The following is a 25,900-nucleotide window of genomic DNA, read 5'->3' as shown; positions in this document are numbered from 1 at the left end:
GTCTAATTATAATTAATACAATAAACACATATCATTTAGATGTTTTATTAAAGTAGGATTTTCTTTTAAACGTTATACTTTACAATAAAAAAGAAAATACTGCTCTGCCCTGAAAGATTCCTGTATAAATACTTTAGGTTGAATTATTAGTTTGAGTAAACTAGATAAGATTTTATAATATGAAATTAAGTAAGATTAAATAATAGATTAGATAGAAATGAGGAGATGTTATGGAGAATCAAATAATGAAACTTCCATTAATTCCCCTTAGGGGATTAAGTATCTTTCCACATATGGCTTTAAACTTTGATATAGGTAGAAAGAAATCTATAGAAGCAATTAATAGAGCCATGGATGAAGATCAGAAGATATTTATAATAAGTCAAAGAGAAGCAACTACTGAAAATCCAACTGAAAAAGATATATATAATGTTGGATGTGTATGTACAATAAAGCAATTTATGAAGTTGCCGGGGAATCACTTGCGAGTATTAGTAGAGGGAGAATATAGGGCTAAGCTTGTAAAATATTTAGATGAAGATGATTGTATAAGTGCAGAGGTTGAAGCTGTTGAAGAGTTGGATATAGAAGATAAAACAGAATCTGAAGGATATAAAAACTCACTAAATGATATGTTTATTAATTACTTAGAATTAGCAGGTGAAGAATTTAAAGATTTAATAGTGGAATTAGAAGCAGAAGAAGATAATAGTGTATACTGCGATGTAATAAGTGCATTTCTACCGGTAAAGGCTGATGTAAAGCAGGAGTTATTAGAAATTATTTCAATAAAAGAAAGAATGGAAAAATTATTAGTTATTCTTAAAAAAGAGATTGAAGTTGTAAAAGTAGAGAAGCTTATAAGTAATAAGGTTAAAGCTAGAGTAAGTGCATCTCAAAAGGAGTATTATCTTAGAGAACAACTTAAGGTAATTCAAGAAGAGCTAGGAGAAGAAGATGAGTTTGGAAGAGAAATAGCTAATTATGAAAAAAAATTAGGGCAAATTAAATTACCTAAAGATGTTAAAACTAAGATAGAATTTGAAATTAATAGACTTAAAAATATTGGGCCTTCATCCCAAGAGGGATCAGTTATAAAAACTTATTTAGACACTATTTTAGGTATGCCATGGAATAAGCTAACAAAAGATAATTTAGACTTAACTAATGCTAGAAAAGTTTTAGATGAGGAACATTACGGACTAGAAGACGTAAAAGAAAGAATTATAGAATATTTAGCAGTTAGAAAAATGAGTAAATCATTAAAGTCACCTATAGTATGCTTAGTTGGACCTCCAGGGGTTGGTAAAACATCTATTGCAAAATCAGTGGCTAATTCACTAGGACGAAAATTTGTAAGAATGAGTTTAGGTGGAGTAAAAGATGAGGCTGAAATTCGAGGCCACAGAAAAACGTATGTAGGAGCAATTCCAGGACGAATTGTATCTGCATTAAAGGAAGTTGGTTACAAAAATCCAGTATGCCTTTTAGATGAAATAGATAAAGTATCAAAGGATTATAAAGGAAATGTAGAAGATGCTCTTCTTGAGGTGCTAGATTCAGAACAGAATAAGACCTTTAGGGATCATTATATAGATGTAGAGTTTGATTTGTCAAAGGTATTATTTATAACTACAGCAAATACTTTAGATACTATATCTAGACCACTATTAGATAGAATGGAAGTAATAGAGGTTTCAGGCTATACTACAGAGGAAAAATATGAAATAGCAAAGAAATATTTAGTACCTAAAGTTATGAAGGAATATTCTGTGGAAGATGATCAGATTATAGTTAATGAAAGTGCTTTAAGAACTATAATAGATAGATATACAAGAGAATCAGGAGTTAGAAATCTAGAAAGAAAGATAGCTTCAGTAATAAGAAAATCTATAACAGAAATAATGGAAAGTAATAAGAAAAAAATAACTATAAATTCTTTAACTGTTAAGAAGTATCTAGGTTCTGAATTATATAGCTATGATGATTTAGATAAAGAAGATAAAATTGGAGTAGTCACAGGTCTTGCATGGACTGGATATGGTGGTGATACGCTTCCCGTTGAAGTAGCAGTAATGGATGGTGATGGTAAGCTTCAACTTACAGGTCAACTAGGAGATGTAATGAAGGAATCAGCTAAGGCAGGGTACAGTTATGTAAGGGCTCATTGTGACATGCATGTTATAGATAAAGAATTTTATAAAAATAAAGATATACACATTCATATACCAGAAGGAGCTATTCCAAAGGATGGTCCATCCGCTGGAGTTACTATGGTTACAGCTATGGTTTCTGCTTTAAGTAACAGAAAAATAAAATATTCAGTAGCTATGACAGGAGAAGTTACTTTAACTGGTAGAGTATTACCTATAGGGGGACTAAAAGAAAAAAGTCTAGCTGCTTACAGAATGGGAATAAAAACTATAATTATTCCTAAAGCTAATGAAAAAGACTTAAAGGATATACCAAAAGTTATAAAAAATAAAATAAAGTTTATACCAGTAGAAAAAATTGAAGATGTATTGAAGAATGCACTAGTTGGAGAAGATAAAAATGGAAATTAAACAAGCGGAATTTAAAACTTCGGCTGTAAAGCCCACCCAATATCCAGAAGATGGAATGTGTGAAATTGCCTTTGTTGGTAGATCTAATGTAGGAAAGTCTTCACTTATTAATACTTTAACAAACAGAAGAAAGTTAGTAAAGGTAAGTGGTACACCTGGCAAAACAAGACTTATAAATTTCTTTACTATAAATAATAAGCTATACTTTGTGGATTTACCTGGATATGGATATGCTAAAGTGTCAAAAAGCGAGAAGGCTACTTGGGGAAAAATGATGGAACAATATTTAATAAATAGGCCAGAATTGAAAAAAGTAGTTATTTTAGTGGACTGTAGGCATAAACCAACTGGTGATGATATAATGATGTATGAGTGGATTAAGCATTATGGTTATGAAGTTATAGTTGTAGCAACTAAAAAAGATAAGTTAACTAAAAGTGAATTACAGAGGAGTGCTAAGGTAATAAAAGAAACCTTAAAGCTTGGAAAAGAAGATAAATTATTGTTCTTCTCTTCTTTAAAAAAGGAAGGAAAAGAAGAATTACTTGAGGAAATATTTAAAGACTTAGGACTTGAATAAAATAAAGGGTTATTGATTAGAGAAATCAATGACCCTTTATTTATGATATAATAATATTGATTTACTTTTAAACATATAAGTATATATGTGATTAAAGAGGGGTGTTTATTTGAAGATATTAGGAAATTTATTTATTATATTTATGCTTTATATTTTACCACTAGTATTTTATCTAAGAACAGTGAAAATAAAAAGAAATTCTAAGTTAATTAAAACTATGGTGAGTATAGGATATATATCATTGTATTTCTTATTACCAGAACTTTATAATAATATATTACCTTTTGTTTTAATAATTTTTATTTTAGTTAATTGGGTTAGTTCAAAATGTAAGAATGATGATTATATAAAATACAGGTTTTCTTTAGGGGATTTTAAAATAGGTAAAGCATTGATATATGTGTTATTAGTTTATGGATTTATAATAATGTGTGGTTTATTTTGGCTTTTATTACTTTTTTTGTTCAAAATACCTATTGAACAACAACAAGTTATAACTATGTTAAGTAATTATGATTTAGTTTCTTTTATAATAACTATTCCTTTTACAGTTATTTTTGCACCAGTGGTTGAAGAATTCGTTTTTAGGTACTTATTTTATGGTAAGTTTTTAAGAAGTAGACTTAAGGGTGAGTTTGGATTTATAATATCTGCATCTATTGTTAGTATATTATTTGCATCTATTCATTTTAGTATTAGTGCTTTTGCTTCGTTATTTGTAGTAAGTTTTTTCAACTGCTATCTAATTGAAAAGGAAGGATTTTGGTATTCAGTATTTACCCACTTATTTGTTAATGGAGTTTCTACTGTTATATTACTTCTAAGCAAGATAATTTTATAGTAATAACATAATAAAAAGTCATCTCATAATTTTNNAAAATTATGAGATGACTTTTTTATCACCGATTTTATGGAAAAACATATATTGTAGTAAAGAGGCTTAGGAAAAACACACTAAAAATACTATAGATTAAATATATAAAAAAACTTCAAAAATATAATTATCAGTGTCAAAACTTAAGCAAAATCATATAGTGTATTATACAAATGATGATATAAAAATGTAAATATAATAGGAGGATAAAAACTATGAGTGACTATTCAAATCTATATCAGATGTTTGGCGGAGCATGTACAGATGGAAACCCTTCTCAAAACTTTGGATTTGGAAGTGGAAAAATACTAATTTGGATAATAATAATACTAATTTTCTGTAGAGGTGGATTCGGCGGAAACCGTGGATGCGGAGGATTCGGAGAAAACTGTGGATGTGGTGGATTCGGAGGAAACTGTGGATGCGGTGGAAATAATTGCTGTTGCGATCCATGTGATTGCTCATGCTGTTGCTGTGAGCCGTGCTGTTGCAAATGCAAAGAATATTGCTGCTGCTGTGGTGGAGTAAGAAAAGATCGTAAAAAACAAAAGCATTATATTATAGAAACTGCTTCATGCAACCCATGCCAATGTTGTAACCCATGTTGTGACCCATGTTGCAATCAAAATCAATGTAGTGGCAATACTGGTTGTTTTGGAAATAGTGGTTTTGGTGGCTTTGGCGGATGTAATATATGCCAAATAATTCTTATAATAGCAATTTTTCTTATAAGAAGAACACCTCAACAAGTATGTAAACCATGCTAAAGAATAAAGAGTAGATAAGCCTATAGATAAGAAAACGATAAATAAAGATTGGAGGAATGAATAAATGTGTGGAAATTCAAATAATAGATGTAACTCACAAGCATGTACAATTCTTTTAATAATAGTTATTCTTGCAAATCAAGGATTACTAGATGGCTCATCAAAGTCTAAAAATGCATTAACATTACTTTTCTTATATTGGTTATGTGGATTCAATGGTGGATGTGGAAGTAATAATATGTTAGGAAACTGCAACTTTGGATCAATGTGTGGAAACCAATGTTCATGTAGATGTGGATGTCAATGCAAGTGTAAATGCTGTAAATGTAAATGCAAAGAAAGAAAATGTAAATGTAAAAGAATAAAAGTTTGTTGTGCATAATACAATAAATATCAAACTAACTAATGGATTATTAATTATCAAGAGAAAAAGTTAATAAGTATCAACAAATGGTTTTAAGTGATTAATCTATGATAATTAGAAAGTACACTTCACAAGAAGGAGGAATTTATGATGTGTGGATGCGGAAATATAGGAAATTCAGGTTGTGGCTTTCAACCATGTACAATTCTACTATTAATCGTAATTCTAAAAAATCAGTGCTTGCTAGACACAGAATGTAATTCAAGTGCTAGAAATGCATTAACTTTAATATTCTTATATTGGTTATGTTGCTCTGGTGGATTTGGTGGATTTGGATTTAATAGAGGAAATGCTGGATTTGGTCATAATAATTTTAATAATGGATGTTGCTGCAGAAAACAATGCTGCTGTAAATGTTGCTAAACTATAAGATGTTTAAACAAAAGTAAGGACTGCTTATAAAAGTAGAAATAACAATGGATAAAGAATGATGTAAACCATGGCCCAGTATAGGGGGGTTTCTAGAAAAGTAAGAAAATTAGCAGTCCATGTTATTCATGGATTGCTTTTTTAAAATTTTATAATAAGTAAAGAGGTGAGTAGATGGGAAAGCATAAGCATAGAAAAAGAGATAGAGAAGAAAACTATGTGCAAGAGCAAAATAATAATGGATACTTTGGAGGATATAATGGTAATAATCCAATGAATAATAATATGGGCATGAATGCAATGAATATGGCTGCTAACTTAGGTGCAATGGGAATGAATAATCCAGCTGGAATGAACAATCCAATGGGAATGAATAATCCTATGGAAATGAATCCTATGGGCATGATGAATCCAATGGGAATGAATAATCCTATGAATAATATGGGAGGAAATAATCCGTTGGCTAGCATGTTAGGAGGTATGGGCGGAAACTTTAACGGTATTCTGGACTTGCTTAGCAATTTAGGCATAGGCGGGGGAGGTAACACAGGAGATAGTGGTGATTTAATTAGCATGATATCTTCTTTATTAGGGGGAGGAAATACACAAGCACCTTCTAATAATGTAAACAATGGTAATAATTCAGTAAATAATCATAGTTCTATAGAACAAATTTTATCTCAGATTAAACCAGAGGATATAGAACAATTAAAAACATTGCTACAGAATATGAATTCTAATAATTATAGTGATGGTAATAATGTCAATAATGAAAATGTTGAAGAGTATACAGAGATAAAAAAAAAAGATAAAGAATCAGTAGATGAAATATTAGCTAATCTTGACTTTAATGCCATATTGAATAACATGAATAACTTGGAGTTTTCACGAATAGATTTTTCCAATGTAGATTTAAATAATTTAGACATAAATGACATTATAAAAAGTGATGAGTTTTCAGAAGAAAATATTACTACAGTAGATGAAGCAGATATAATTGAAGAGAACATATTTAGAGATGAAAAAGGGTTAACGGAGGAAGAGTATAATAAGATTATAAATATATTGATTAGACTCATTGATCCAAATAAGATTAAATTATTACAAAAAATTTTTGAATATAATAATTTAGAAAAAGATTAAAATATTTAAAAAAGATGTATATAAAATATAATTTAGTCAATAATAAAAATGTAATGGAAGTTAAAATCTCCATAAACCTCTAGAAGTAATTTTAGAGGCCCCCCCATCCCCCTGGGACCATTAGGTCCCATTTTTATTTTTTGAATATAATAATTCTAATAATGGGAGGCGAAGATTAAAAAGGTAAAATAACTTAATATATATTAACAGAGGTAATTTTAAATGGAAAATCATTATCATTATATTTATTTATCATTAAATTTATAGTTAAATTACTTACTTTTTTACTATCAGATGTGCTTATTACTCTAAAGTTTAATATCCAATTTTCACAGGTTATATTTCCTGTATTATCCCAAGCTAAATCTGTAAAATAACCATCTTGAAATTTATAATAATTTGATCCATTAGCAAGTCTAAAAATACTCTCTAAATCTGAACCGCTTATTTGAGAGTAAAAATAGTTGGGAACAGACAAGTAAGGGTCAGGCAAACTTTCTATTAGGCATATAAAGTTAGTTATAGTATCCTTGCCTGGTAAAGATGTAGTCAGATTATCATTAAATTCTTTAAGGGAGCCTTTATTATATAAATATCCCTTTAAATTAATATTATTATCTTGAAAATTACCTGATATAATTTTAGGAGTTCTACTATTAGCACTATCTATAAATCCTAATAAATTATTAGTAGAACAAAATATGTCATCATAGCCATTTCCATTCCAAGAAAAAATATGTTGAACAGCTTTATTATGAAAAGAGCTTTGAATAAATATTTCTTTAGAATTATCTCTAGAAATATCTAAGGTAGAAACCCTTACAGGCCAATATGTGCAATATTCTCCAAGGGTCTGCAAGTTTTTATCATAGTTTAAACTATAGGTTTCATTACTATTTAAATTTACCTGAGCTAATAAGTCAGAGTCAGATTTTTTAATAAATATGGAGTCTTTTTTATTATCATTATTTAAATCTTCATTAATTACAATGTTTTCTTCAGATAAGTTGAAAACATTTTTTCCTTTTAAGTTATCTTCTTCAAAAAATAGTTTAAAAAAACATAAAGTAGCTAATACAAATAAGAATATATTAAATAATTTAGTATGCAAATTATTTTTCTTATACACTATAATCACCCCTCCATAAATTATATGTGTAAAGAGAGATAATAATTATTAAAAATTAGACAAATAAAAAAGAGATTAGATGATCTAATCTCTTATTTTGATTTCTTGCACATAGGGCATAGTCCATAAAAATATACTTTATTAGAAATAATCTCATAATCTGTATTATCTTTTACACTAGAATTTAGAAAATCAAAGTTAACACCTTCTAAATCATCTACCCTAGAGCATTTTATACAATGTATATGAGGATGTGGATCAGCAAAACCATCATATCTAAAGTTGCCTTCTCCAACATTAATCTCTTGAATTAAATTAACGTCTACTAAAACCTTTAGCGTTTTATAAACTGTTGCTAAACTCATAGTTGGGTACGCTTCTTTTAAAGCTTTATGAATTGTTTCAGCTGATGGATGTTCTTTTGTTGATTTCAAGTAATTGTATACGGCTATACGCTGAGGTGTAAGTTTCAGTTTTTTTTCTTTGAAAACTTGGGTAAAATTAATATCCATTGAATCACCTCTATAGTTATTTATTATAGATATTATATAATAAATATTATCCATTGTCAAAGGGAAAGAATGGATAATGATTATTATATAATATAGCTATATTATATAATATATTATAGCAATTACAATAAAATATTTATATAAATTTAAAAAATTAATTCAATTAATAAGAAGTCACTCATATATTATAGTATAAGAGAGGAGGAGAATGACTTGAAAAAAACATATGTGTTAGATACTAACGTTATATTATATTCATCAGGAGCATTATTATCTTTTGGTAATAATGATGTAGTAATACCAGAGGTGGTATTAGAGGAGCTGGATGATTTTAAAAAAAATAAAACTGACCTTGGATTAAATGCTAGACAGGCATCGAGAATTATAGATGGATTAAGAAAGTTAGGAAATTTGAATGAAGGAGTACCTCTTCCTGGTGGTGGTAAATTAAGAATAGAGACTAATTGCTTAAATGCAGAAGTTCCAAAGTTTTGGGATAGAAATAAAGCTGATAACAGGATACTCCAAGTATGTAAAGCGTTAAAAGATGCTGGGGAAGATGTTATATTAATTACAAAGGATACCTTTGAAAGAATAAAAGCAGATATTGTCAATGTAAAAAGTGAAGATTTTTATGAGAAGGTAGTTCCAGCTGGAGATGAGCAGTATACTGGTAGAATGGAAGTCTATGTTTCACAAGATAAGCTTTCAGAATTCTATTCTAAAAAGGTTATATCTAAAAATGACGTAGTATGTTATCAAGAAGAAAATGATGAGTATTATACTCCTACCCTTTATACAAATCAATTTTTAGTTATGCATTCCTTAGAAAATAAAAAACAAAGTGCATTAGGCAGATTTGATGGAGAAAATATAGTACATTTGCATTATAAGGATAGCAAACCCCTTGGATTAAGTGCTAGAAATGTAGGACAAAGATTCATGTTAGAGTGTCTATTTACGTCATCTAATATGGCTCCTTTAAGTATAGTAAAAGGTCCAGCAGGAACAGCCAAAACATTATTTTCTTTAGCAGTAGGATTACAGAAAATTATAGAAGAAGAAACTGGTGAATATAGAAAGATATTAGTATGTAGACCTAATGTAACTATGGATGAAGAAATAGGTTTTTTACCAGGTACTGAAGAACAAAAAATATCTCCATTTATGAGACCTATTTTTGATAATTTAGAAGTTCTAGTAGATTCAGATGAAAAAGAAAGATATAAAAATGAAAAAGAGTTACAAGATAAGGTAAATGAATTATTTGATAGAAGGATTATAACCACTGAAGCCATAGCATATTTAAGAGGTAGATCAATAATAAGACAGTGGGTAATTATTGATGAGGCTCAAAATCTCTCTCCAAAGCAAGTAAAGGCAATTACCACTAGGGTAGGTATTGGAACAAAACTTATACTTATTGGAGATCCAGACCAAATAGATCACCCATTTATGGATTCTAGGTCTAATGGGTTATGTTATGCATCTGAAAGAATGAAAGGTAGTAAATTGTGTTACCAAGTAACTTTGAAATATGATGAATGTGAAAGATCACCACTATCCTTTGAAGCTGCTCAACGTTTGTAGTATAAATCATAAATTTATTAGGATATAATAATTTTTATAGTATTTATATAATAGTAAAGAATCGATAAATATTTTATAATATTTATCGGTTCTTTTTTGGCTCTGTAGTTAATTAAAGTGATAAATGTTACAAATACTCCAATATTATATTTAAGAAAAGTTATTAATACATGGAGTGAGTATAGCTAAAATTGCACCTATTTAAAATGTTACATATGGAACCAGTTAAATATATAAATAGTTAACTAGTTGTTTTATCCGTGCGGGTTTCAGTTGCTTTTGTATTTTAATAGTGTAATTAACTCTATAGTAAAGACATAATATAAGTACTATTTATTAAATTAAGTAGTTGAAAAAATAATAAAAATTTTATATTAATAAAAGAATTAAAAAGAGTGATAAAAATATGATATACTAGGAGTATTGCAGAAGGAGTGAAAAGGATGAACAATAATTATTTATTGGGAAGAATCTTAGTGATACCAGCAATTTTAGTTGCATTTACATTTAAGGGATATATTCAATCTAAAATTGCTATAAAACTTGGTGATGATACCCCAAAAGAGTATGGAAGAAATACTTTAAATCCTTTGAAGCACATCAGTGTATTTGGGTTTATATTTATGCTTATAATAGGTTTTGGATGGATAAAACCTGTAGAAATTAATAAATCAAATTTTAAAAATCTTTATAAAGATGATTTTAAAATAAGACTTGGAGGACTTCTAACTACTTTGACTATAGGATTTATAGCTACAATAGCTCTAGCTTTATATGTCAAGTTTATACCAGGAAATAGTGATATTAAATATATAATATATTTAATTATCCAACAAACAGCTATCGTAAATTGTTCTTGGTTTATATTAAATTTATTACCTATACCAGGTTTTGATGGATTTAGCATAATAGTAGATATATTAGGAGATAAATCTGAAAGATTTCAAACTATAATGTATAAAAATAATATGTTAATATTTATTATATTAGTTCTACCTATTATAGGTGGATTTTCAATTTTAGATTTTGTAGTTGGAGTACCAGGACAGTATATATATAATATTTTTGCAGCTATGGCTACATATTTATTTTTATAAAATTTATATAGACAAAATAAATATATGATATAATTTAACAAACTAATATCGAGGAGAGTAATATATGAGACTTAGAAAAAAGCATTGGGCAAGACCAGAATTAGAAGCTAGTGATATTGTAATATATGATAAATATGGTCATTGCGGAAAATGGAGAGAAGAATTTGAAAATAATAATCCTATTCATTTAGAGTTAGGTTGTGGTATGGGAGGACATATTAGTCAACGTGCAATTAAAGATAGAAATGTAAACTTTATAGGAATAGATTTAAAAGATGAAGTTGTAGTATATGCATTAAGGAAAGTTATGGCATCATTTGAAGTAATAGAAAGAGCAAAGGATATAAATGCAAGACTTATAGTCCTTAATATAATGCTTATAGACAATGTATTTGGGAAAGATGAGATAGATAGAATATATATAAACTTCTGTAATCCTTGGCCGAAAAAAAGTCATAACAAGAGAAGACTTACATATACGAAATTTTTACAATCATATAAAAAGTTTTTAAAATCAAATGGAGAGATATGGTTTAAAACCGATGATGTAGATTTATTCAATGATTCTCAAGAATACTTTAAAGAAGCAGGATTTTCTTTAGAATTTATAACCTATGATTTACATAATAGTGGATTTGAAGATAATGTAGTTACAGAGTATGAAAGCAAGTTTACAGCTATGGGAATGAAAACTATGTTCTTGGTGGCAAGAATAAAATAAAAGTAAGGACAAGATTTAGCTTTATATTGATGTTGAATCTTGTTTTTTTATTTTTATAATGTATTTAATCTATAGATATTTCAAATAGAAAATAAGAAAACTATAAGTATATTTAATAAGTTTTGACTATAAATAGTGCCTTTGCTATATTTATGTAGGTATATAAAATAGTAAAACCATATGGGGGGAATTAATATGAGAAAAAAGGCATTATTATTAGCTATGAGCTTAATGTTAACTACTACTATTTCCTTGGTCGGTTGTGGTAAAAAAGAAGAAGTAAAACCAGAAGCAAATTCTTCAAAAGGAGCTCAAGTTGAAGAAAAGGTTAGTTTTAAAGGTAAGTACATAGTAGATGTTTCATATGTAAAAGAAAGTTTAGAAAAAGAAAATCTACTTCTCATTGATGCAAGGGGTGAAGAAACTGCAAAAAAAGGAACTATTCAAGGAGCAATGGCTATGGCATGGCAGTCTATTGCTAAAGTTGAAGATAGCAAAGCTGGAGATGAGATGTGGGGTACTATTCTAGAACCAGAAGAGTTAAGTAAAAAGCTAAGTAACCTTGGTATTGATAAAGATAAAGAGATTATTATTTTTGCAGCGGCTAAAAATGGATGGGGCGATGACGGAAGAATTTTATGGGAGCTTGTAGCAGCAGGCTATGATAATGTTAAAATGGTTGATGGTGGATACGATGCTATGGTATCAGCAGGGTTACCAGTAGTAAAGGAGATTGCTACACCAGAGCTAGCAGATGTAAAAATTGAGGCTATTGATGATACTCATTTAATTAACACTGATGCTTTAAAAAAAGAATATGAAAATGTAAAGGTAGTAGATGTTCGTGCTGATGAAGAGTATGAAGGAAAGACCTTGTATGGTGAGGCAAAAGGTGGTCATTTACCAGGGGCAATACACATTAAATACACAGATTTATTTAATGAAGAAGGAAATTTAAAGTCAAATGATGATTTAACAAAAATATTTGAAACATCAGGATTATCAAAAAGTGATAAGATAGTAACCTATTGCACAGCAGGTATTCGTTCTGCATATATGCAGTTAATTCTTGAAATGTGTGGATTTGAAAATTCTCTAAATTATGATGAATCATACTATAGATGGTGTGCGGTAGAGGAAGTTGAAAAATAATATCATAAAGTTAATATTATAAAATAAAGTATTCTTTGATATCAAAGAATACTTTATTACAATAGAAAAACATTATATCTAATACAAGAAATAATACAAATTACTGAATAGCTTGGATATTATATATGATACAAAAAAGATAATAAGTAAATATGATTTTCTATGGATAAATATACATAGTTAAAGTAAGGAGTATGTTATGGAAAAGAAATTGACACACAAAAAAAGAAATTTAGGAAAAATCTTAATATTAATTATTATAGTATCACTAAGTTTAGCATATTTTTTCATACCAACTTTCAATTCAAAAGTAAATGGCATCTTTATGTTATTCAGCTCTATGAGTATTGAGTCTGTGGCTGGATATATAAGATCCTTTGGAATATATGCAGTATTAGTTTCATTTTTACTAATGGTGTTTCAATCAGTGGCAGCACCCTTGCCAGCATTTCTAATAACCTTTGCCAATGCTGCTATTTTTGGATGGTGGAAGGGTGCTCTATTATCATGGATTAGTTCTATGACAGGAGCAGCTTTGTGTTTTTATATTGGAAGAATTCTTGGACGAGATGCTGTTGAAAAACTTACTAGTAAATATGCAATGGCAAGTGTGGATGGGTTCTTTGAAAAGTATGGTAAACATACAATTTTAGTATGTAGATTATTGCCTTTTGTATCCTTTGACTTTATATCCTATGCAGCAGGATTAACATCTATGGGATTTTTAGAATTTATAGTGGCTACAGGGATTGGACAATTACCAGCAACTGTTGTTTATTCCTATATAGGTGGTATGTTAACTGGTGGAGCTCAAATGATTGTTACGGCGTTATTAATACTTTTTGCAATAACTGTATTAGTATTTATGTTTAAACAGATATATAATGAGAGACAAAAGAAAAGTAAAAAATAAAATGCAGAGTTAAAATTCACTCTGCATTTTATAATAAAAATTATTTTTCTAATAATTCATCATATGGCCAACCTTTTTGGCCTTTTTCTAATATAAACATTCTCTTTGCATCCACACCTTTAGTTGTTAAGTAATCAATAGTGTTTTTAGCACCACCGCCACCACCTGGGCAAACAACTATTATTGGTTTATCTGTTTTATTAATTTCATCTAAGGTAACATCTATTTTAGATCTTAAATCATCAGTATCTGCTGGATAAGCATAAGTTGGAACAGTACCAACAATATGATGTGCATCGTAATCTTCTTTTGGCTGTATATCTATTAAATAAGTATCATCTTTATTTTCAATAGCAGTTTTTAATTGTTCAGCTGTATAATATTGATATTGTTTTTCTTCGCCTTCTTTTGAAGTATCCTTTGATTTACTACATCCCATAAGCATAGTTGAGATAATTAAGCAAAGAGCAAGTAGAAGAGTAAGTTTCTTTTTCATTTTATATCCCTCCGTAAGTAAATTAATATATTTATTATATTGGTTTCTATTACCAAAGTTATTATATATAAAGGATACATTAAAATCAAATAGAGAAATTAAATTGAAAGTAATAGGTGTATTAGAGATAGCTATACTTATTGACAATAATTATTATTAAAGCTATACTTTTTTTGTTGAAATAAAAGGATATGAAATAGGGGTCAATAGTACCTCTTATTTTTATGCATAGAAAGGTAGTGTTATAAGAGGATGGTTAAGGGGAAAATAAGCATAAAAACTCATCAACTTCTTAGTTTTAGTTCACTATTTATTGAGCTTTCACCAGGAGAAAATGTATTTTGGCCAGGGTGTGCTATTTTATCTATGGGAGAAGAAATAGTGATGAAAACCTATGAACTTTTAAAAACACAGCTACCTGATTTAAAATTAAGTACTATGTGCTGTGGAAAACCATCACTTCATATAGATGGGGGACAACCTTATGAGAAAAGAAAACAGTTTTTAAATAAGGCTTTTGAGAAAAATGGAGTAAAGAAAATTTATACTTTATGTCCTAATTGCCAAAATACTTTGGTTGAAAATAGCAATTGTGAAATAATATCAGCATGGACAGTTTTAGATGAGATAATCCCAAAAAATAAATATAATATATATAAAGGAAGAAAATTATCCTTACATGATCCTTGTCCAATAAGAGGTTATTTGGAGAATGCTGTTGCTGCAAGAAATATATTAAATAAACTAGGAGTAGATATATTAGAGTTCCCTAATAATAGGGATAGAACAATTTGTTGTGGGAAAAAAGATATGATTATGACTTTATATCCAGAAAAGGGTCAAAAGCTATTTGAAATTCGTGCAAAACAAGCACCATCCAAAGAAATAGTGACATACTGCAGTTCTTGTGTAGATACTTTTAGAAAAAATAGTTTTGAAGCATATCATATTTTAGAATTATTATGGGAAACAAAGGCTAATGGGTCTTGGAAGAATAGGTATAATTCTGTAAGGAAGAGTAAGAGGTAAGATTGATAATGTTAGATACAAGGGGAAGAAAATATTTTGATAGAATATTTGATAAAATCGGAAGAAGTTTTCTTAAAATCGGTTTCATGCCAACACATATAACTATTATTGCTGCTATTGTTGGAATTGTAGGAGCTGTTTCATTTTCCTTTGGTAAGTTTATTTTATCAATAATTTTATTATGGATTTCTGGATTTTTAGATGCTGTAGATGGTTCTATGGCAAGACAAAGCGGTAAGGTTTCAGAGATAGGTACATTATTAGATATATGGCTTGATAGATTAGTTGAAATTTCATATATAATATCCTTTGCTATAGTATGTAATGAGGCAACCTTTACCTTAATGATATTAGCTTGCACTATAATTTTATCTATGACGGTATTTTTGACTAGTGGAATGCTCTTAGAAAATACAGGTATTAAAAGTTTTCATTATCAAGCTGGATTAATGGAAAGAACTGAAGGGTTTATAATGTTTACCTTTATGATAATCTTTTATTCTTATATGAAAATATTAGCATTTATTTATGCCGTGTTAATTTTATATACAGCAGTACAAAGACTATATATGGCAATTAAAGTATTAGGAGGTAACAATGAAAAATAAGAAATTAAAATCAAAACTTTTGATAATTCTTTCCATAATACTTGTTTTTGGACTTGTAGCCTGTGGTAAGAAAAATGATAAAGCTGAAGTGGTAAACTTATATGGATGGGGTGGAGATGAAAGAGTTAACACTTGGATTGATAAGGAATTGGCAGTTTATGTAAAAGAGAACTACAATATTATTTTAAATCGTATTCCTATGAATATTGATGAAATTTTACTGAAACTTACTAATGAAAAAAGTTCTACAGAAAAAGGGGTTATTGATATTATATGGATAAATGGTGAAAATTTTCATTATGCTAAGGAAAATGAGCTTTTGTATGGACCTTTTTTAGATAAATTAGAAAATACACAAAGGTATATAGACTTAGAAGGTGATGCTGCAAATAAGGATTTTGGGTATCCTACAGAAGGATATGAAGTGCCTTGGGGAACAGCTCAATTTGTATTAAATTATGATAGCGATAAGATAAATATACCACCAACTAATATAGAAAAGTTAAAAGAGTATGTAACAAAGAATCCTGGTAGATTTACATATCCTCAGGCTAGTGATTTTACTGGCTCAGCCTTTGTTAGAACAGTACTTTATGATATTATTGGATATGATAAATTAAAGGACTTACCAGCAGATTATGATGAAGTTAAAGAAGCTATGGCACCTGCATTAGAATACCTTAAAGGGATTGAGCCTTATCTATGGAAAAAAGGGGAGGTTTACCCTACAGATTCTGCTCAACTAGATGGTTTATATCAAGATGGTGAAGTTGATATTGCCATGGATTACAATGCTAATAAAGCTTTAAGTAAAGTAATGGATAAAAGTTGGCCTGTGTCTACTAAATCCTTTGTATGGGATAAGGGAACTCCATTTAATACACATTATTTAGCCATTGCAGCTAATGCATCTAATGTAGATGGAGCATTAAAGGTAATTAATGCTGCCCTATCAGCTGAAATGCAGATGTCTAAAGCAGACTTAAGAGGATGGGCGGATTTACCATCTATTGAATACAATAAGTTAAGTGAGGAACAACAGAAGGAACTTGATGAGAAGCTTACTCCAGATAAAGAGTATGAGCATACAATTCTAAGCTATGAAGAACTTTCAAAGCATCAACAAGCAGAATTAAGATCAGACTTAGTAGTAATTATAGAAAAGGTATGGGAGGATGTGATTCTTTTTGATAAATAATAAGCAGAGACAAAAGGTTATTGGTGGATTAATGATTATTCCATCTTTATCTGTGATAGTTGTAATTACTATGTTTGTTATTATCAATACCTTTATGGAAAGCTTAGGATATATTCCTGAGCTTTCCTTTAATAATTTTACATTTAAATATTATAAAGAGTTATTTTCAGATCCTGTTTTTTTAAATAGTTTATACTATAGTTTTAAAATATCCTTAGTATCTTCAGTAATTGCTACAGTTTTAGGTAGTTATCTAGGATATTACATATCAAAATCAAGGAATAAATTTATAAATGTTTTATATAGATTGCCAATTCTACTCTCCTATGTGGCAGCGGCAGTTCTTATATATACAACTTATAGTGATAAGGGCTTACTATTTCACATAATATCATTATTAGGATTTTCTAATATAAATATAAATTTAATTTTTAACTCCAAGGGAATAGCAGTAATACTTTTAAATATTTTTAAAGGTATGCCTTTCATAGCATTTAGTGTTGCTCCTATTTTTATGAAAGCAAATAAAAATTATAGGTTTATAGCACAGAACTTAGGATGTACAAGATTTCAGTATATAATAAAAATTCTTTTACCTTTAGCTAAGAGAGCTATATTTACTTCATTTTTAGTAATATTTAATTTTAATATGTTTACTTATGAAGGTTTTTACTATCTAGGACCATCAAACCCAATTTCTATAGGGGTTTATGCTTATAAAACCTACCTAAATGCAGATTTATCCAATAGAATATATGGAATGGCTATAAATATGATAATGATCATAATATCTTTAATATTATGTGTGCTTTATTATAAAATGATAAAGGATAATGGACAAGAGGAGGTAAGAGAGTGAGAAGGTGGATTAAAAGTGTATTGATATTTTCTATACTTATATTTTTAGTACTTCCTATAATATCTATGATGGTTTGGGCCTTTTTTAAAAATTGGAAAGCAACGGATATTTTACCTAATACTTTTACACTAGATGGTTTTAAATACTTTTTTACATCAGGAGATTGGTTTATTGGAATAAAGTCTATTTTCTTTTCTATAGAAGTAGCATTAATATCTTTAGTTTTAAGTATCATGGCTGCAAGATTTTTTATAACTACCCATATAAAGTATAAAGTCACATTCGAAAGCATTTTTTATTTACCTATGTTATTACCAGTAATAAGTATATGTTTAGGAAGTCATAAATTATTTCTAAACTATTTTACTTCTTGTAGTATTGCTGTTTTAGTGTTACATATTTATTTTTCCTTACCCTATGCATTTAAATTAATATATTCCTATTATACTGTTTGGGGTATAGGAGATGAGCTTACAGCTCGAGGATTGGGTGCATCTTTTTGGCAAGCGTTTAAATATGTGAATATACCACTATATGCTCAAGGGTATGCATCAAGTTTTTTTATGGCATTTATTATATCTTACTCTCAGTATTTCATAAACATGTTTATTGGAGATAATAGCCATGTTAACTTTTCTATGATTATGACACCGTATATAGGAAATTCTAACAGAAATATAGCTTCGGTATATACATTAATGTATATACTACATGGAGTAATAGTAATGATAATGAGTTCATATATAACAAAGAAGTGCAGTAAGGCATCTGAAAATAAATAACAAGTCAAAGATGGGAAGTATATTTTGAGTTAGACAAGGAAACAGGTTCCGCAGATAGTAGCACTATCTAAGGGTTCTGTTGACGCAGTATAACACAAAATAAACGAGCATTCTGACTTATTTATTTTTTGAAGATGCCTAATGATAAATATAGGGAGATGGGTTAAATATGAGTAAGATAGAGCTTAAAAACATATATTTTTCTATTGGTAATAAGGAAATTCTAAAAAATATTAATTTAACTATTGAAGATGGAGAGTTTTTCTCTATATTAGGTCCTAGTGGGGCAGGAAAGTCTACAATTTTTAAGACTATTACAGGGGCTATATTACCTAATGAGGGAGAGCTTAGATTAGATGGTGAGATTATTAACTATTTACCTATGGAAAAAAGAAATGTAGTAATGGTACACCAAGGAAATCAACTTTTTCCACATATGACGGTAAGAGAAAATGTAGAGTTTGGATTAAAAATGAGAAAGTTTCCAAGGAAATATATTGATGATAAGGTCAAATTTCTTGTTGAGTTTTTTAACATGAGTGAACATATGAAAAAGTACCCCCATCAACTTTCTGGGGGACAACAACAGTTAATATCATTAATGAGAGCTTTAGCTATAGAGCCTAAGGTGCTTTTGCTTGATGAGCCCTTTACAGGGTTAGATAATAATTTAAAGCATTATATAAAAGACTATATAATGAAGATACAAAGACAGTTTAGAATTACTACCATTATGATCACTCATGAAAAGGAAGATGCTTTTTCTATGAGTAGTAGTATAGCTTTTTTATTTAAAGGAAGTATAGCTTTAGTAGATAAAACAGAAAACCTAAATAGATTAACTAATATACCTTGTATTGATGAATACTTAGGTGAAATTACTACTTTAGGGGATGGAAGGATTATTTTTTCTGATAGAATTATAAAGATAAAAAATAAGGAGTCAATTATTTAATTGATATCCTTATTTTTTATATTATATAGTTAAATGTTATGGGGAATTTCATATGAGGTTTATTTTAAGAATTGGTTTTTCCTATCCTTTTTCCAAGGATTAAAGAGAAAATCGTCAGCAATATTAGAAGTATAATTGATACCATAAATGCTGGGTTATGGATATTCAAAGCTTGATTTCCAATGTTCAAAAATACTAAGGTACCTGGAAGAATTCCAAGGATAGTAGCTAACATATAGGAACTGAACTTTATTGATGTTAATCCAGCACCATAATTAATTAAATTGTACGGCATGGCTGGTATTAATCTTAGAATAAATATAATTCCAAAGCCTTTTTTTTCATCTAAATTAAATAAGAAGCTGCTCCAGTTTTCAGGAAGCTTTCTTTGGAGTAAATTAGTAACAGCATCCTTTGCTAGGACTTTAGCCATTAAAAACATTATGGCACTATTTAAAACTGCTCCAATTAAGGTATATATGGTGCCAGGAAGAAATCCAAATAGAAGTCCTGCAGCAAGGGCTAAGATAGGTACAGGGAAAAAAGCGATTGGAAGTATAGTAAAACATAATATATAAATAAATGGTGCTAAGTAGCCAAAACCACCTATGTAATTTCTTAAAATCTCTGGAGTTAATCCTCTGAAAAATGCAAGATAGGTGATAACAAGTATTAAAAGGGTTATCATTGAAATTGTAAGTTTTTTATTTTTTTTCACAGTGTTGCCTCCTTATAGTGACTATATCTCCATAACATATAGTATATAAATTAACAGTGTAAGTCAATATATTGAAATTAGTATAGAGAATTTCTATAAGTAAAATGTAATGATTACTAAATGTAGTAATTTAACTTTAATTTTAGTATAATTTAACTAACTGGTTGATATTTAAAGAAGAATATGATAATATACAACAAAATAGAAAGGGGTATGAGTTATGGACTTTAAAGCATTGCCAAAAATAGAATTACATTGTCACTTAGATGGAAGTGTTAGACCCAAAACTATATTAGATATAGCTACAAAAGAAAATATAGAAATACCAACTTATGATTTAGAACAATTGAGAGAATTATTAGAAGCTCCATTAGAATGTAAATCACTAGTGGAATATTTAGATAGATTTAATATTCCAATAAAGATAATGCAAAGTAAGGAAAGTTTAAGAAGGATTACCTATGAACTTTTAGAAGATGCAGCTGAAGAAAATGTAAAGTATTTAGAAATTAGGTATGCACCGACTTTACATACAGAAAAGGGATTAACATTAGAAGAAGTTATTGAAAGTGTATTAGAGGGAATTAGACAAGGTGAAAAAGACTTTAATATAAAGGCTAATTTAATCTTATCTTGCTTAAGACATAATGGTGCAAATAGTGCATCTACAGTGGTGGAAGCTGGAAAGAAATTCTTAGGTGAAGGGGTAGTTGCTGTAGATCTTGCCGGAGCTGAAAATGAAGGTTTTGCTAAGGAATTTGTAGATGTAATAAAGGTAGCTAGAGAATATGGCTACAGAGTTACTATACATGCAGGAGAAACCGGTATAGGAGTAAATGTGGTAGATGCAATCAAATTACTTCATGCAGAGAGAATAGGTCATGGAGTAGCAATAAGAGATCTTAAGGAAGCCTATGACTTAGTTAAAGAAAATAATGTAACCTTAGAAATGTGTCCAACTAGTAATATGCAGACAAAAGCTGTAAAAAGTTATGAAGAGCACCCATTGTTTAAATTTTATAAAGAGGGCATAAGAGTTTCTTTTAATACTGACAATAGAACTGTTTCTGCTACTAATGTAACTGGTGAGTGTGAAAGTATAGGTAAGGTTGTAAATATGAGCTATGAAGACTATAAAAAGATATACATGGATTCTGTAGATGCTGCATTTACTACAGAAGAAATTAAAGGATATTTAAAAACATTAATATAAACAGATTTCTAACCTTCAGAGGGAGTTTTTACTCCCTCTGAAGGTTAGAAATCGTTATCCAGGGACATAGTAGCTCTTTACACCCCACTTTGAAGAAGATGGGAGTATTAGAGCAGGTAGTCATCGGATAAAATGGTTAGATATATAATTATTACATTAAATAGCTATAATCTTAATTTTTTTAAGATTATAGCTATTTATATTTTAATTTCTAGATTTAAAAGTAGATTTAAATATAATAATTACTATTAATATAACAACAGAGGTTAGGGCTATAGTACCTCCAGGAGCACAATTTAGTATATATGAAAAAATAAGACCTAATATTATATCTATAAACCCAAAAAGGATAGACAGTAATAGAGTGGGTTTAAAGCCTTTATCTAGTTGAAGAGCTGTAGCTACAGGTAATGCAATCATTGACGACATTACAAGGATACCCATTATACGTATAGAGACAGAAATGGTAGCTCCAACAAGTAAAGAAAATATATAGTTTACTGCTTTTACATTTATACCAGAAATCTTAGCACCTTCTTCATCAAAGGTAGTATAAAGAAGCTTATCATATAAAAAGTATATAACTACAATAGATATACAGCTAAGAATAACCATAATAATTAAGTCTGCTTTAGTAACGGTTAATATGCTTCCAAATAAATAGCTATTAACGTTCCCAGAAGCTTTTCCAGTGCTTATAAGGGTAATTCCTATACCAACACTAAAGGTCAGAACTATAGAAAGAATAAGTTCTGCGTATTTTTTGTAGTAGTCTCTAAGAAATTCTATGGATAAACCACATATAGTTGTAAATATAAATGCACATATTATTGGATTAAATCCCATTACTAGTCCTATAGCAACACCAGCAAAGGCTGAGTGAGCCAAGGTGTCACCCATCATAGAATGTCGTTTAAGCACTAAAAATACTCCTACCATAGGACATAGTATGGATATGAATATGGCTGCTAAAAAGGCATTTTGCATAAACTCATATTGAAACATTAGAAATCCTCCTTATGTACTCTTCAGATGTATATAGAGTTCCAAAGCCATTCTCCATGGTAAGGATATGGGTTGAATTTTGAAGAGCTGTTTCTAAGTTATGCTCTACAGATATAACGGTAACTCCATTCTTTTTATTTAAAGAGGCTATAAGCCCATAAATCTCTTTCATGCTTTTGCTATCAACTCCAGTGGAAGGTTCATCTAGAATTAATATATCTTCATTAGCTAATATAGCCCTTGCAATAAAAATCTTTTGTTTTTGACCTCCAGATAAGTTTCCAATAAGAGAATTTTTATACTCAAGCATATCCACTTTCTTTAGAGCTTCAGTGATTGACTCTTTATCTTTAATTTTAAGAACATTTCTATGGGCATTAAGCATTTCCCAAACAGTTATAGGAAAAGAACTATTAAAATTTTCGACTATTTGAGGAACATATCCAATTTTTTTAGAAGTTAAATTAATACTTCCCTTTTGAGGAGTAAGTAGATTTAAAATCAACTTTATTAAGGTACTTTTACAACTACCATTAGCACCAATTATGGATACATAACTTTCTTTAGCTATGTTTAGTGAAAGATTATCAATAATGTAGGGCTTAGAATTATTATATGAAAAACATAGGTCTTTAATTTTGATCATTAGTGTTGCTCCTTTCTACAATTATAAGTCTAGCCATAATTTTACATATTATAGCTATAATTTAAACAAATTAAAATAAAGATTATCTATAAGTGAATGATTTTTCATTAATATGACAATATTTAAAAGTGTAACATATGTAAATTATTAACACTGACCTAGTACATAATAGTGTAGGTCAGTGTTGATAATAAAATCTAATATGATATAATTATACTACTTATGAAAATCATTTTCAATTGAAGGAGAGAAAATTATGAAGAAATTAAAGGTTTTAGGAGCATTAACTTTGATAGTAGTTATGTTAACAGCATGTTCTAATATAGAGTCAAAGAATAGTGAAGAAAAGGTTAATACAATTAATATTGTTACGTCCTTTTATGGTATGAAGGCTTTAACTGAGGAGATAGGGGGAGATAAGGTTAGCATAGAAAGTGTTATACCAGAAGGTAGTGAACCCCATGACTTTGACATTAAGGCTAAGGATATGAAGGCTATAGAAGAGGCTGATATATTCATTTATAATGGAGCTGGCATGGAATCGTGGATTGAGGATGTAGAAGCAGCTATCGGTGGTAAAGAACTAATAGTTGTAGAAGCTAGCAAGGACGTTGAACTTATAAATGCTGATGAAGAACATGAAGAAGATGAAGAAGATGAAGAGCATAATCATTCAGGAAAGGATCCTCATACTTGGCTTGGGTTAAGTGAAGCAAAGATTCAAGGTGAAAATATTAAAAATGCTTTGGTAGAAAAGGATGCTAAAAATAAAGAGTATTATGAAGAAAACCTTAAGGAATTTAATGAAAAAATAGATAATATAATTAAGGAGTATAATCCAAAGTTCAAAGAACTGGCTAATAAGAATTTTGTTACAGGTCATGCAACCTTTGGTTATTTATGTAGAGATTTTGGTCTTACACAAAAGAGCATAGAGGGGGTTTTTGCAGAAGGAGAACCATCACCAAAGGAATTACAAAATCTTATGGAATATTGTAAAGGGAATAATATAAAAACTATTTTTGTTGAAGAATTAATTAGTCCTCAGCTTTCAGATACTTTAGCTAAAGAAGTGGGAGCACAAACTAAACAAATATACACTCTACATAGTAGCGAGAACGGAAAATCTTTTTCTGATGTTATAAAATACAATGTAGAAACTATATACAGTGCTATGAATAATAAATAATTATATAATGTAAAATAAGGCGTGTACTTTATGGTATACGCCTATAATTTTCTGTGAAAAAAACTGTGATGATGGTTGTAAATAAAGGACTATAGTATATAATAATTATATAATTTACGAATAAAGGTTGAAAGGATTAAAAAAACATGGGAAAGAAGATTAGTACATGTAAATGTAATGAGGGACAAGAAAAATTAGTAGAGGAATTAAAAAAAGTTATTGGTGATGAGAATAAAATAACAGAAAATATGTGTATAGGTGCATGCAATTTATGCAGTCACAAATACATTGCCAGGGTAGATGGAGTACTTGTGGAGAATGAGAGTTTAGATGAGGTTTTAAATTCTATTAAGGAAGAAGTCCATAGAATTTAAATTTAAAAATAAATTATCAATAAAAAATAATTAAATTTAATAAAATTGCATATAATATTATCACTTCTGATATATCACTATTGATAATGTACTCATTACTGATATATAATAATAATAGAACAGATATAGGAGTGATAAATATGGAAAAAATAGCTTTAATTACTGACAGTGCTAGTGACATTACTAAGGATATAGTTGATAAGTATAATGTAAAGGTATTACCTTTTAAAATAATATATAGGGATAAGGAGTATAGTGATGGAGTAGATATTACATCTAAATATGTATATGATACTTTAGAAACTAATGCACCAACCACTTCATTACCATCCATGAGAGATATGGAGGAAATGTATGATGAATTAAAAAAAGAAGGATATACTCATGCAATAGTAGTAACAATTTCTTCAAAACTATCAGGGTTTAATAATGCAATTAAACTAATATCAGAAGATCATCCTGAGATTAAGACCTATGTTCATGATTCTAAGTCTATATCTAAGGGTGAAACTATACTTATTGAAGAGTCAGCCGAAATGATTAAACAAGGAAAAGGTTTTGATGAAATAGTATCAGAACTTCCTAAAATTACTGATAGAATAAATATATACTTTGTTATAGGAACCTTAGAATATCTTATAAGAGGGGGAAGAATTGGAAAGGTAGCTGGAACTATAGCTCAATTTTTAAATCTTAAACCAATTGTAAGTGTAGATAAGGAAGGTGAGTATTATACTTATGCAAAGGTTAGAGGAAGAAAACAATCTTTAAATAAAATTTATGATATTGTAGTATCAAAATTAAATGATAAAAAATATGATATTCATATAATGCATGGTGAAGCAGAGGCAGAGGCTATGACATTGCTAGATAAATTTAAAGTTCATAAAAATGCTAACTTCGTAAATTTCGGAGGTTATCTAAGTCCAGTATCAGGTGTTCATTCAGGACCAGGATTCATAGGAGTACTTATCTATGAAAAGGAGTAGGTTG

28 protein-coding genes are annotated in these 25,900 nt (G+C 29.1%); 22 read left to right on the top strand and 6 right to left on the bottom strand.

What is annotated here, in order from left to right; genetic code table 11:
- The first annotated feature begins 230 nt into the window (after nt 1-230).
- From lon to B2P65_RS17435, 7 genes are all read left to right on the top strand, one after another.
- Nucleotides 231-2,564 (top strand): endopeptidase La, encoded by a 2,334-nt coding sequence (lon, locus tag B2P65_RS17465; protein ID WP_346880636.1) that lies wholly within the window; start codon nt 231-233, stop codon nt 2,562-2,564.
- Nucleotides 2,554-3,144 (top strand): ribosome biogenesis GTP-binding protein YihA/YsxC, encoded by a 591-nt coding sequence (yihA, locus tag B2P65_RS17460; protein ID WP_150844424.1) that lies wholly within the window; start codon nt 2,554-2,556, stop codon nt 3,142-3,144. The genes lon and yihA overlap by 11 nt, the downstream gene beginning before the upstream one ends.
- Before the next feature lie 109 nt (nt 3,145-3,253).
- On the top strand, nt 3,254-3,985 hold the full coding sequence (locus tag B2P65_RS17455; RefSeq protein ID WP_346849246.1) for a CPBP family intramembrane glutamic endopeptidase: 732 nt from the start codon (nt 3,254-3,256) through the stop codon (nt 3,983-3,985).
- Nucleotides 3,986-4,233: 248 nt separating this feature from the next.
- The gene (locus B2P65_RS17450; RefSeq protein ID WP_346880635.1) at nt 4,234-4,785 is read left to right on the top strand and encodes a hypothetical protein; all 552 of its coding nucleotides are present in this window, start codon (nt 4,234-4,236) and stop codon (nt 4,783-4,785) included.
- Nucleotides 4,786-4,849: 64 nt separating this feature from the next.
- Entirely contained in the window at nt 4,850-5,167 is a 318-nt protein-coding gene (locus B2P65_RS17445; RefSeq protein ID WP_346849244.1) for a hypothetical protein, read from the top strand.
- 129 nt (nt 5,168-5,296) lie between these two features.
- Nucleotides 5,297-5,572: a hypothetical protein gene (locus B2P65_RS17440; protein WP_242844149.1), complete on the top strand. Its 276-nt coding sequence runs from the start codon at nt 5,297-5,299 to the stop codon at nt 5,570-5,572.
- A gap of 180 nt (nt 5,573-5,752) precedes the next feature.
- Nucleotides 5,753-6,721: a hypothetical protein gene (locus tag B2P65_RS17435; protein WP_346849243.1), complete on the top strand. Its 969-nt coding sequence runs from the start codon at nt 5,753-5,755 to the stop codon at nt 6,719-6,721.
- Between the two features lie 193 nt (nt 6,722-6,914).
- Here B2P65_RS17435 and B2P65_RS17430 read toward each other — a convergent pair whose 3' ends face one another.
- Both B2P65_RS17430 and B2P65_RS17425 read right to left on the bottom strand, forming a co-directional pair.
- A complete protein-coding gene (locus B2P65_RS17430; protein WP_346849242.1) occupies nt 6,915-7,850 on the bottom strand; it encodes a hypothetical protein in 936 nt (311 codons plus the stop codon).
- A gap of 92 nt (nt 7,851-7,942) precedes the next feature.
- Nucleotides 7,943-8,362: a Fur family transcriptional regulator gene (locus B2P65_RS17425; protein ID WP_035135687.1), complete on the bottom strand. Its 420-nt coding sequence runs from the start codon at nt 8,360-8,362 to the stop codon at nt 7,943-7,945.
- 213 nt (nt 8,363-8,575) lie between these two features.
- Between B2P65_RS17425 and B2P65_RS17420 the strand changes: the two genes are divergently transcribed.
- From B2P65_RS17420 to B2P65_RS17400, 5 genes are all read left to right on the top strand, one after another.
- Nucleotides 8,576-9,952, top strand: a complete 1,377-nt coding sequence (locus B2P65_RS17420) for a PhoH family protein (RefSeq protein WP_035135555.1) — start codon at nt 8,576-8,578, stop codon at nt 9,950-9,952.
- Between the two features lie 443 nt (nt 9,953-10,395).
- Entirely contained in the window at nt 10,396-11,049 is a 654-nt protein-coding gene (locus tag B2P65_RS17415) for a site-2 protease family protein (RefSeq protein WP_346849241.1), read from the top strand.
- 64 nt (nt 11,050-11,113) lie between these two features.
- The gene (trmB, locus tag B2P65_RS17410) at nt 11,114-11,770 is read left to right on the top strand and encodes a tRNA (guanosine(46)-N7)-methyltransferase TrmB (protein WP_346849240.1); all 657 of its coding nucleotides are present in this window, start codon (nt 11,114-11,116) and stop codon (nt 11,768-11,770) included.
- 195 nt (nt 11,771-11,965) lie between these two features.
- Nucleotides 11,966-12,922, top strand: coding sequence for a sulfurtransferase (locus B2P65_RS17405; RefSeq protein ID WP_346849239.1), 957 nt, complete (start codon nt 11,966-11,968; stop codon nt 12,920-12,922).
- A gap of 199 nt (nt 12,923-13,121) precedes the next feature.
- On the top strand, nt 13,122-13,835 hold the full coding sequence (locus B2P65_RS17400) for a TVP38/TMEM64 family protein (protein WP_346849238.1): 714 nt from the start codon (nt 13,122-13,124) through the stop codon (nt 13,833-13,835).
- 40 nt (nt 13,836-13,875) lie between these two features.
- On the opposite strand, the gene B2P65_RS17395 is transcribed toward B2P65_RS17400, so the two are convergent.
- Nucleotides 13,876-14,331, bottom strand: a complete 456-nt coding sequence (locus B2P65_RS17395; protein WP_346849237.1) for a rhodanese-like domain-containing protein — start codon at nt 14,329-14,331, stop codon at nt 13,876-13,878.
- Between the two features lie 252 nt (nt 14,332-14,583).
- Between B2P65_RS17395 and B2P65_RS17390 the strand changes: the two genes are divergently transcribed.
- The 6 genes from B2P65_RS17390 (at nt 14,584) to B2P65_RS17365 (ending at nt 19,762) form a co-directional block, all read left to right on the top strand.
- Nucleotides 14,584-15,360 (top strand): (Fe-S)-binding protein, encoded by a 777-nt coding sequence (locus tag B2P65_RS17390; protein WP_346849236.1) that lies wholly within the window; start codon nt 14,584-14,586, stop codon nt 15,358-15,360.
- Nucleotides 15,361-15,368: 8 nt separating this feature from the next.
- A complete protein-coding gene (locus tag B2P65_RS17385) occupies nt 15,369-15,968 on the top strand; it encodes a CDP-alcohol phosphatidyltransferase family protein (protein ID WP_346849235.1) in 600 nt (199 codons plus the stop codon).
- Nucleotides 15,958-17,166 carry an ABC transporter substrate-binding protein gene (locus B2P65_RS17380; RefSeq protein ID WP_346849234.1) on the top strand — a complete coding sequence of 403 codons (1,209 nt, stop codon included), beginning with the start codon at nt 15,958-15,960 and terminating at the stop codon, nt 17,164-17,166. Before B2P65_RS17385 ends, B2P65_RS17380 begins: the two co-directional genes overlap by 11 nt.
- Nucleotides 17,156-18,025 carry an ABC transporter permease subunit gene (locus B2P65_RS17375; RefSeq protein WP_346849233.1) on the top strand — a complete coding sequence of 290 codons (870 nt, stop codon included), beginning with the start codon at nt 17,156-17,158 and terminating at the stop codon, nt 18,023-18,025. Before B2P65_RS17380 ends, B2P65_RS17375 begins: the two co-directional genes overlap by 11 nt.
- Nucleotides 18,022-18,807 carry an ABC transporter permease gene (locus B2P65_RS17370; RefSeq protein ID WP_346849232.1) on the top strand — a complete coding sequence of 262 codons (786 nt, stop codon included), beginning with the start codon at nt 18,022-18,024 and terminating at the stop codon, nt 18,805-18,807. Before B2P65_RS17375 ends, B2P65_RS17370 begins: the two co-directional genes overlap by 4 nt.
- Nucleotides 18,808-18,976: 169 nt before the next feature.
- Nucleotides 18,977-19,762, top strand: coding sequence for an ABC transporter ATP-binding protein (locus tag B2P65_RS17365; RefSeq protein ID WP_346849231.1), 786 nt, complete (start codon nt 18,977-18,979; stop codon nt 19,760-19,762).
- 64 nt (nt 19,763-19,826) lie between these two features.
- Here the strand turns inward: B2P65_RS17365 and B2P65_RS17360 are convergent, their stop codons facing one another.
- Nucleotides 19,827-20,480, bottom strand: coding sequence for a TVP38/TMEM64 family protein (locus tag B2P65_RS17360; RefSeq protein WP_346849230.1), 654 nt, complete (start codon nt 20,478-20,480; stop codon nt 19,827-19,829).
- A 220-nt stretch (nt 20,481-20,700) separates the two neighbouring features.
- Between B2P65_RS17360 and add the strand changes: the two genes are divergently transcribed.
- Nucleotides 20,701-21,693, top strand: coding sequence for an adenosine deaminase (gene add / locus B2P65_RS17355; RefSeq protein ID WP_346849229.1), 993 nt, complete (start codon nt 20,701-20,703; stop codon nt 21,691-21,693).
- A 204-nt stretch (nt 21,694-21,897) separates the two neighbouring features.
- On the opposite strand, the gene B2P65_RS17350 is transcribed toward add, so the two are convergent.
- Nucleotides 21,898-22,698, bottom strand: coding sequence for a metal ABC transporter permease (locus tag B2P65_RS17350; RefSeq protein WP_035135574.1), 801 nt, complete (start codon nt 22,696-22,698; stop codon nt 21,898-21,900).
- Nucleotides 22,685-23,344, bottom strand: coding sequence for a metal ABC transporter ATP-binding protein (locus B2P65_RS17345; protein WP_346849228.1), 660 nt, complete (start codon nt 23,342-23,344; stop codon nt 22,685-22,687). Before B2P65_RS17345 ends, B2P65_RS17350 begins: the two co-directional genes overlap by 14 nt.
- 256 nt (nt 23,345-23,600) lie before the next feature.
- Here B2P65_RS17345 and B2P65_RS17340 point away from each other — a divergent pair, with 256 nt between their 5' ends.
- From B2P65_RS17340 to B2P65_RS17330, 3 genes are all read left to right on the top strand, one after another.
- Entirely contained in the window at nt 23,601-24,533 is a 933-nt protein-coding gene (locus B2P65_RS17340) for a metal ABC transporter solute-binding protein, Zn/Mn family (RefSeq protein WP_346880634.1), read from the top strand.
- A gap of 146 nt (nt 24,534-24,679) precedes the next feature.
- Complete coding sequence (locus tag B2P65_RS17335) at nt 24,680-24,907, top strand: DUF1450 domain-containing protein (protein ID WP_346849226.1); 228 nt, start codon at nt 24,680-24,682, stop codon at nt 24,905-24,907.
- Between the two features lie 140 nt (nt 24,908-25,047).
- The gene (locus B2P65_RS17330; protein WP_346849225.1) at nt 25,048-25,896 is read left to right on the top strand and encodes a DegV family protein; all 849 of its coding nucleotides are present in this window, start codon (nt 25,048-25,050) and stop codon (nt 25,894-25,896) included.
- Nucleotides 25,897-25,900: the final 4 nt, after the last annotated feature.

Source organism: Clostridium sp. UBA3061 (assembly GCF_002367465.1).
GTDB lineage: Bacteria > Bacillota > Clostridia > Clostridiales > Clostridiaceae > Clostridium_J > Clostridium_J sulfidigenes.
The sequence above is the reverse complement of the archived record's forward strand: the minus strand, read 5'-3'. Positions and strand labels throughout refer to the sequence as shown.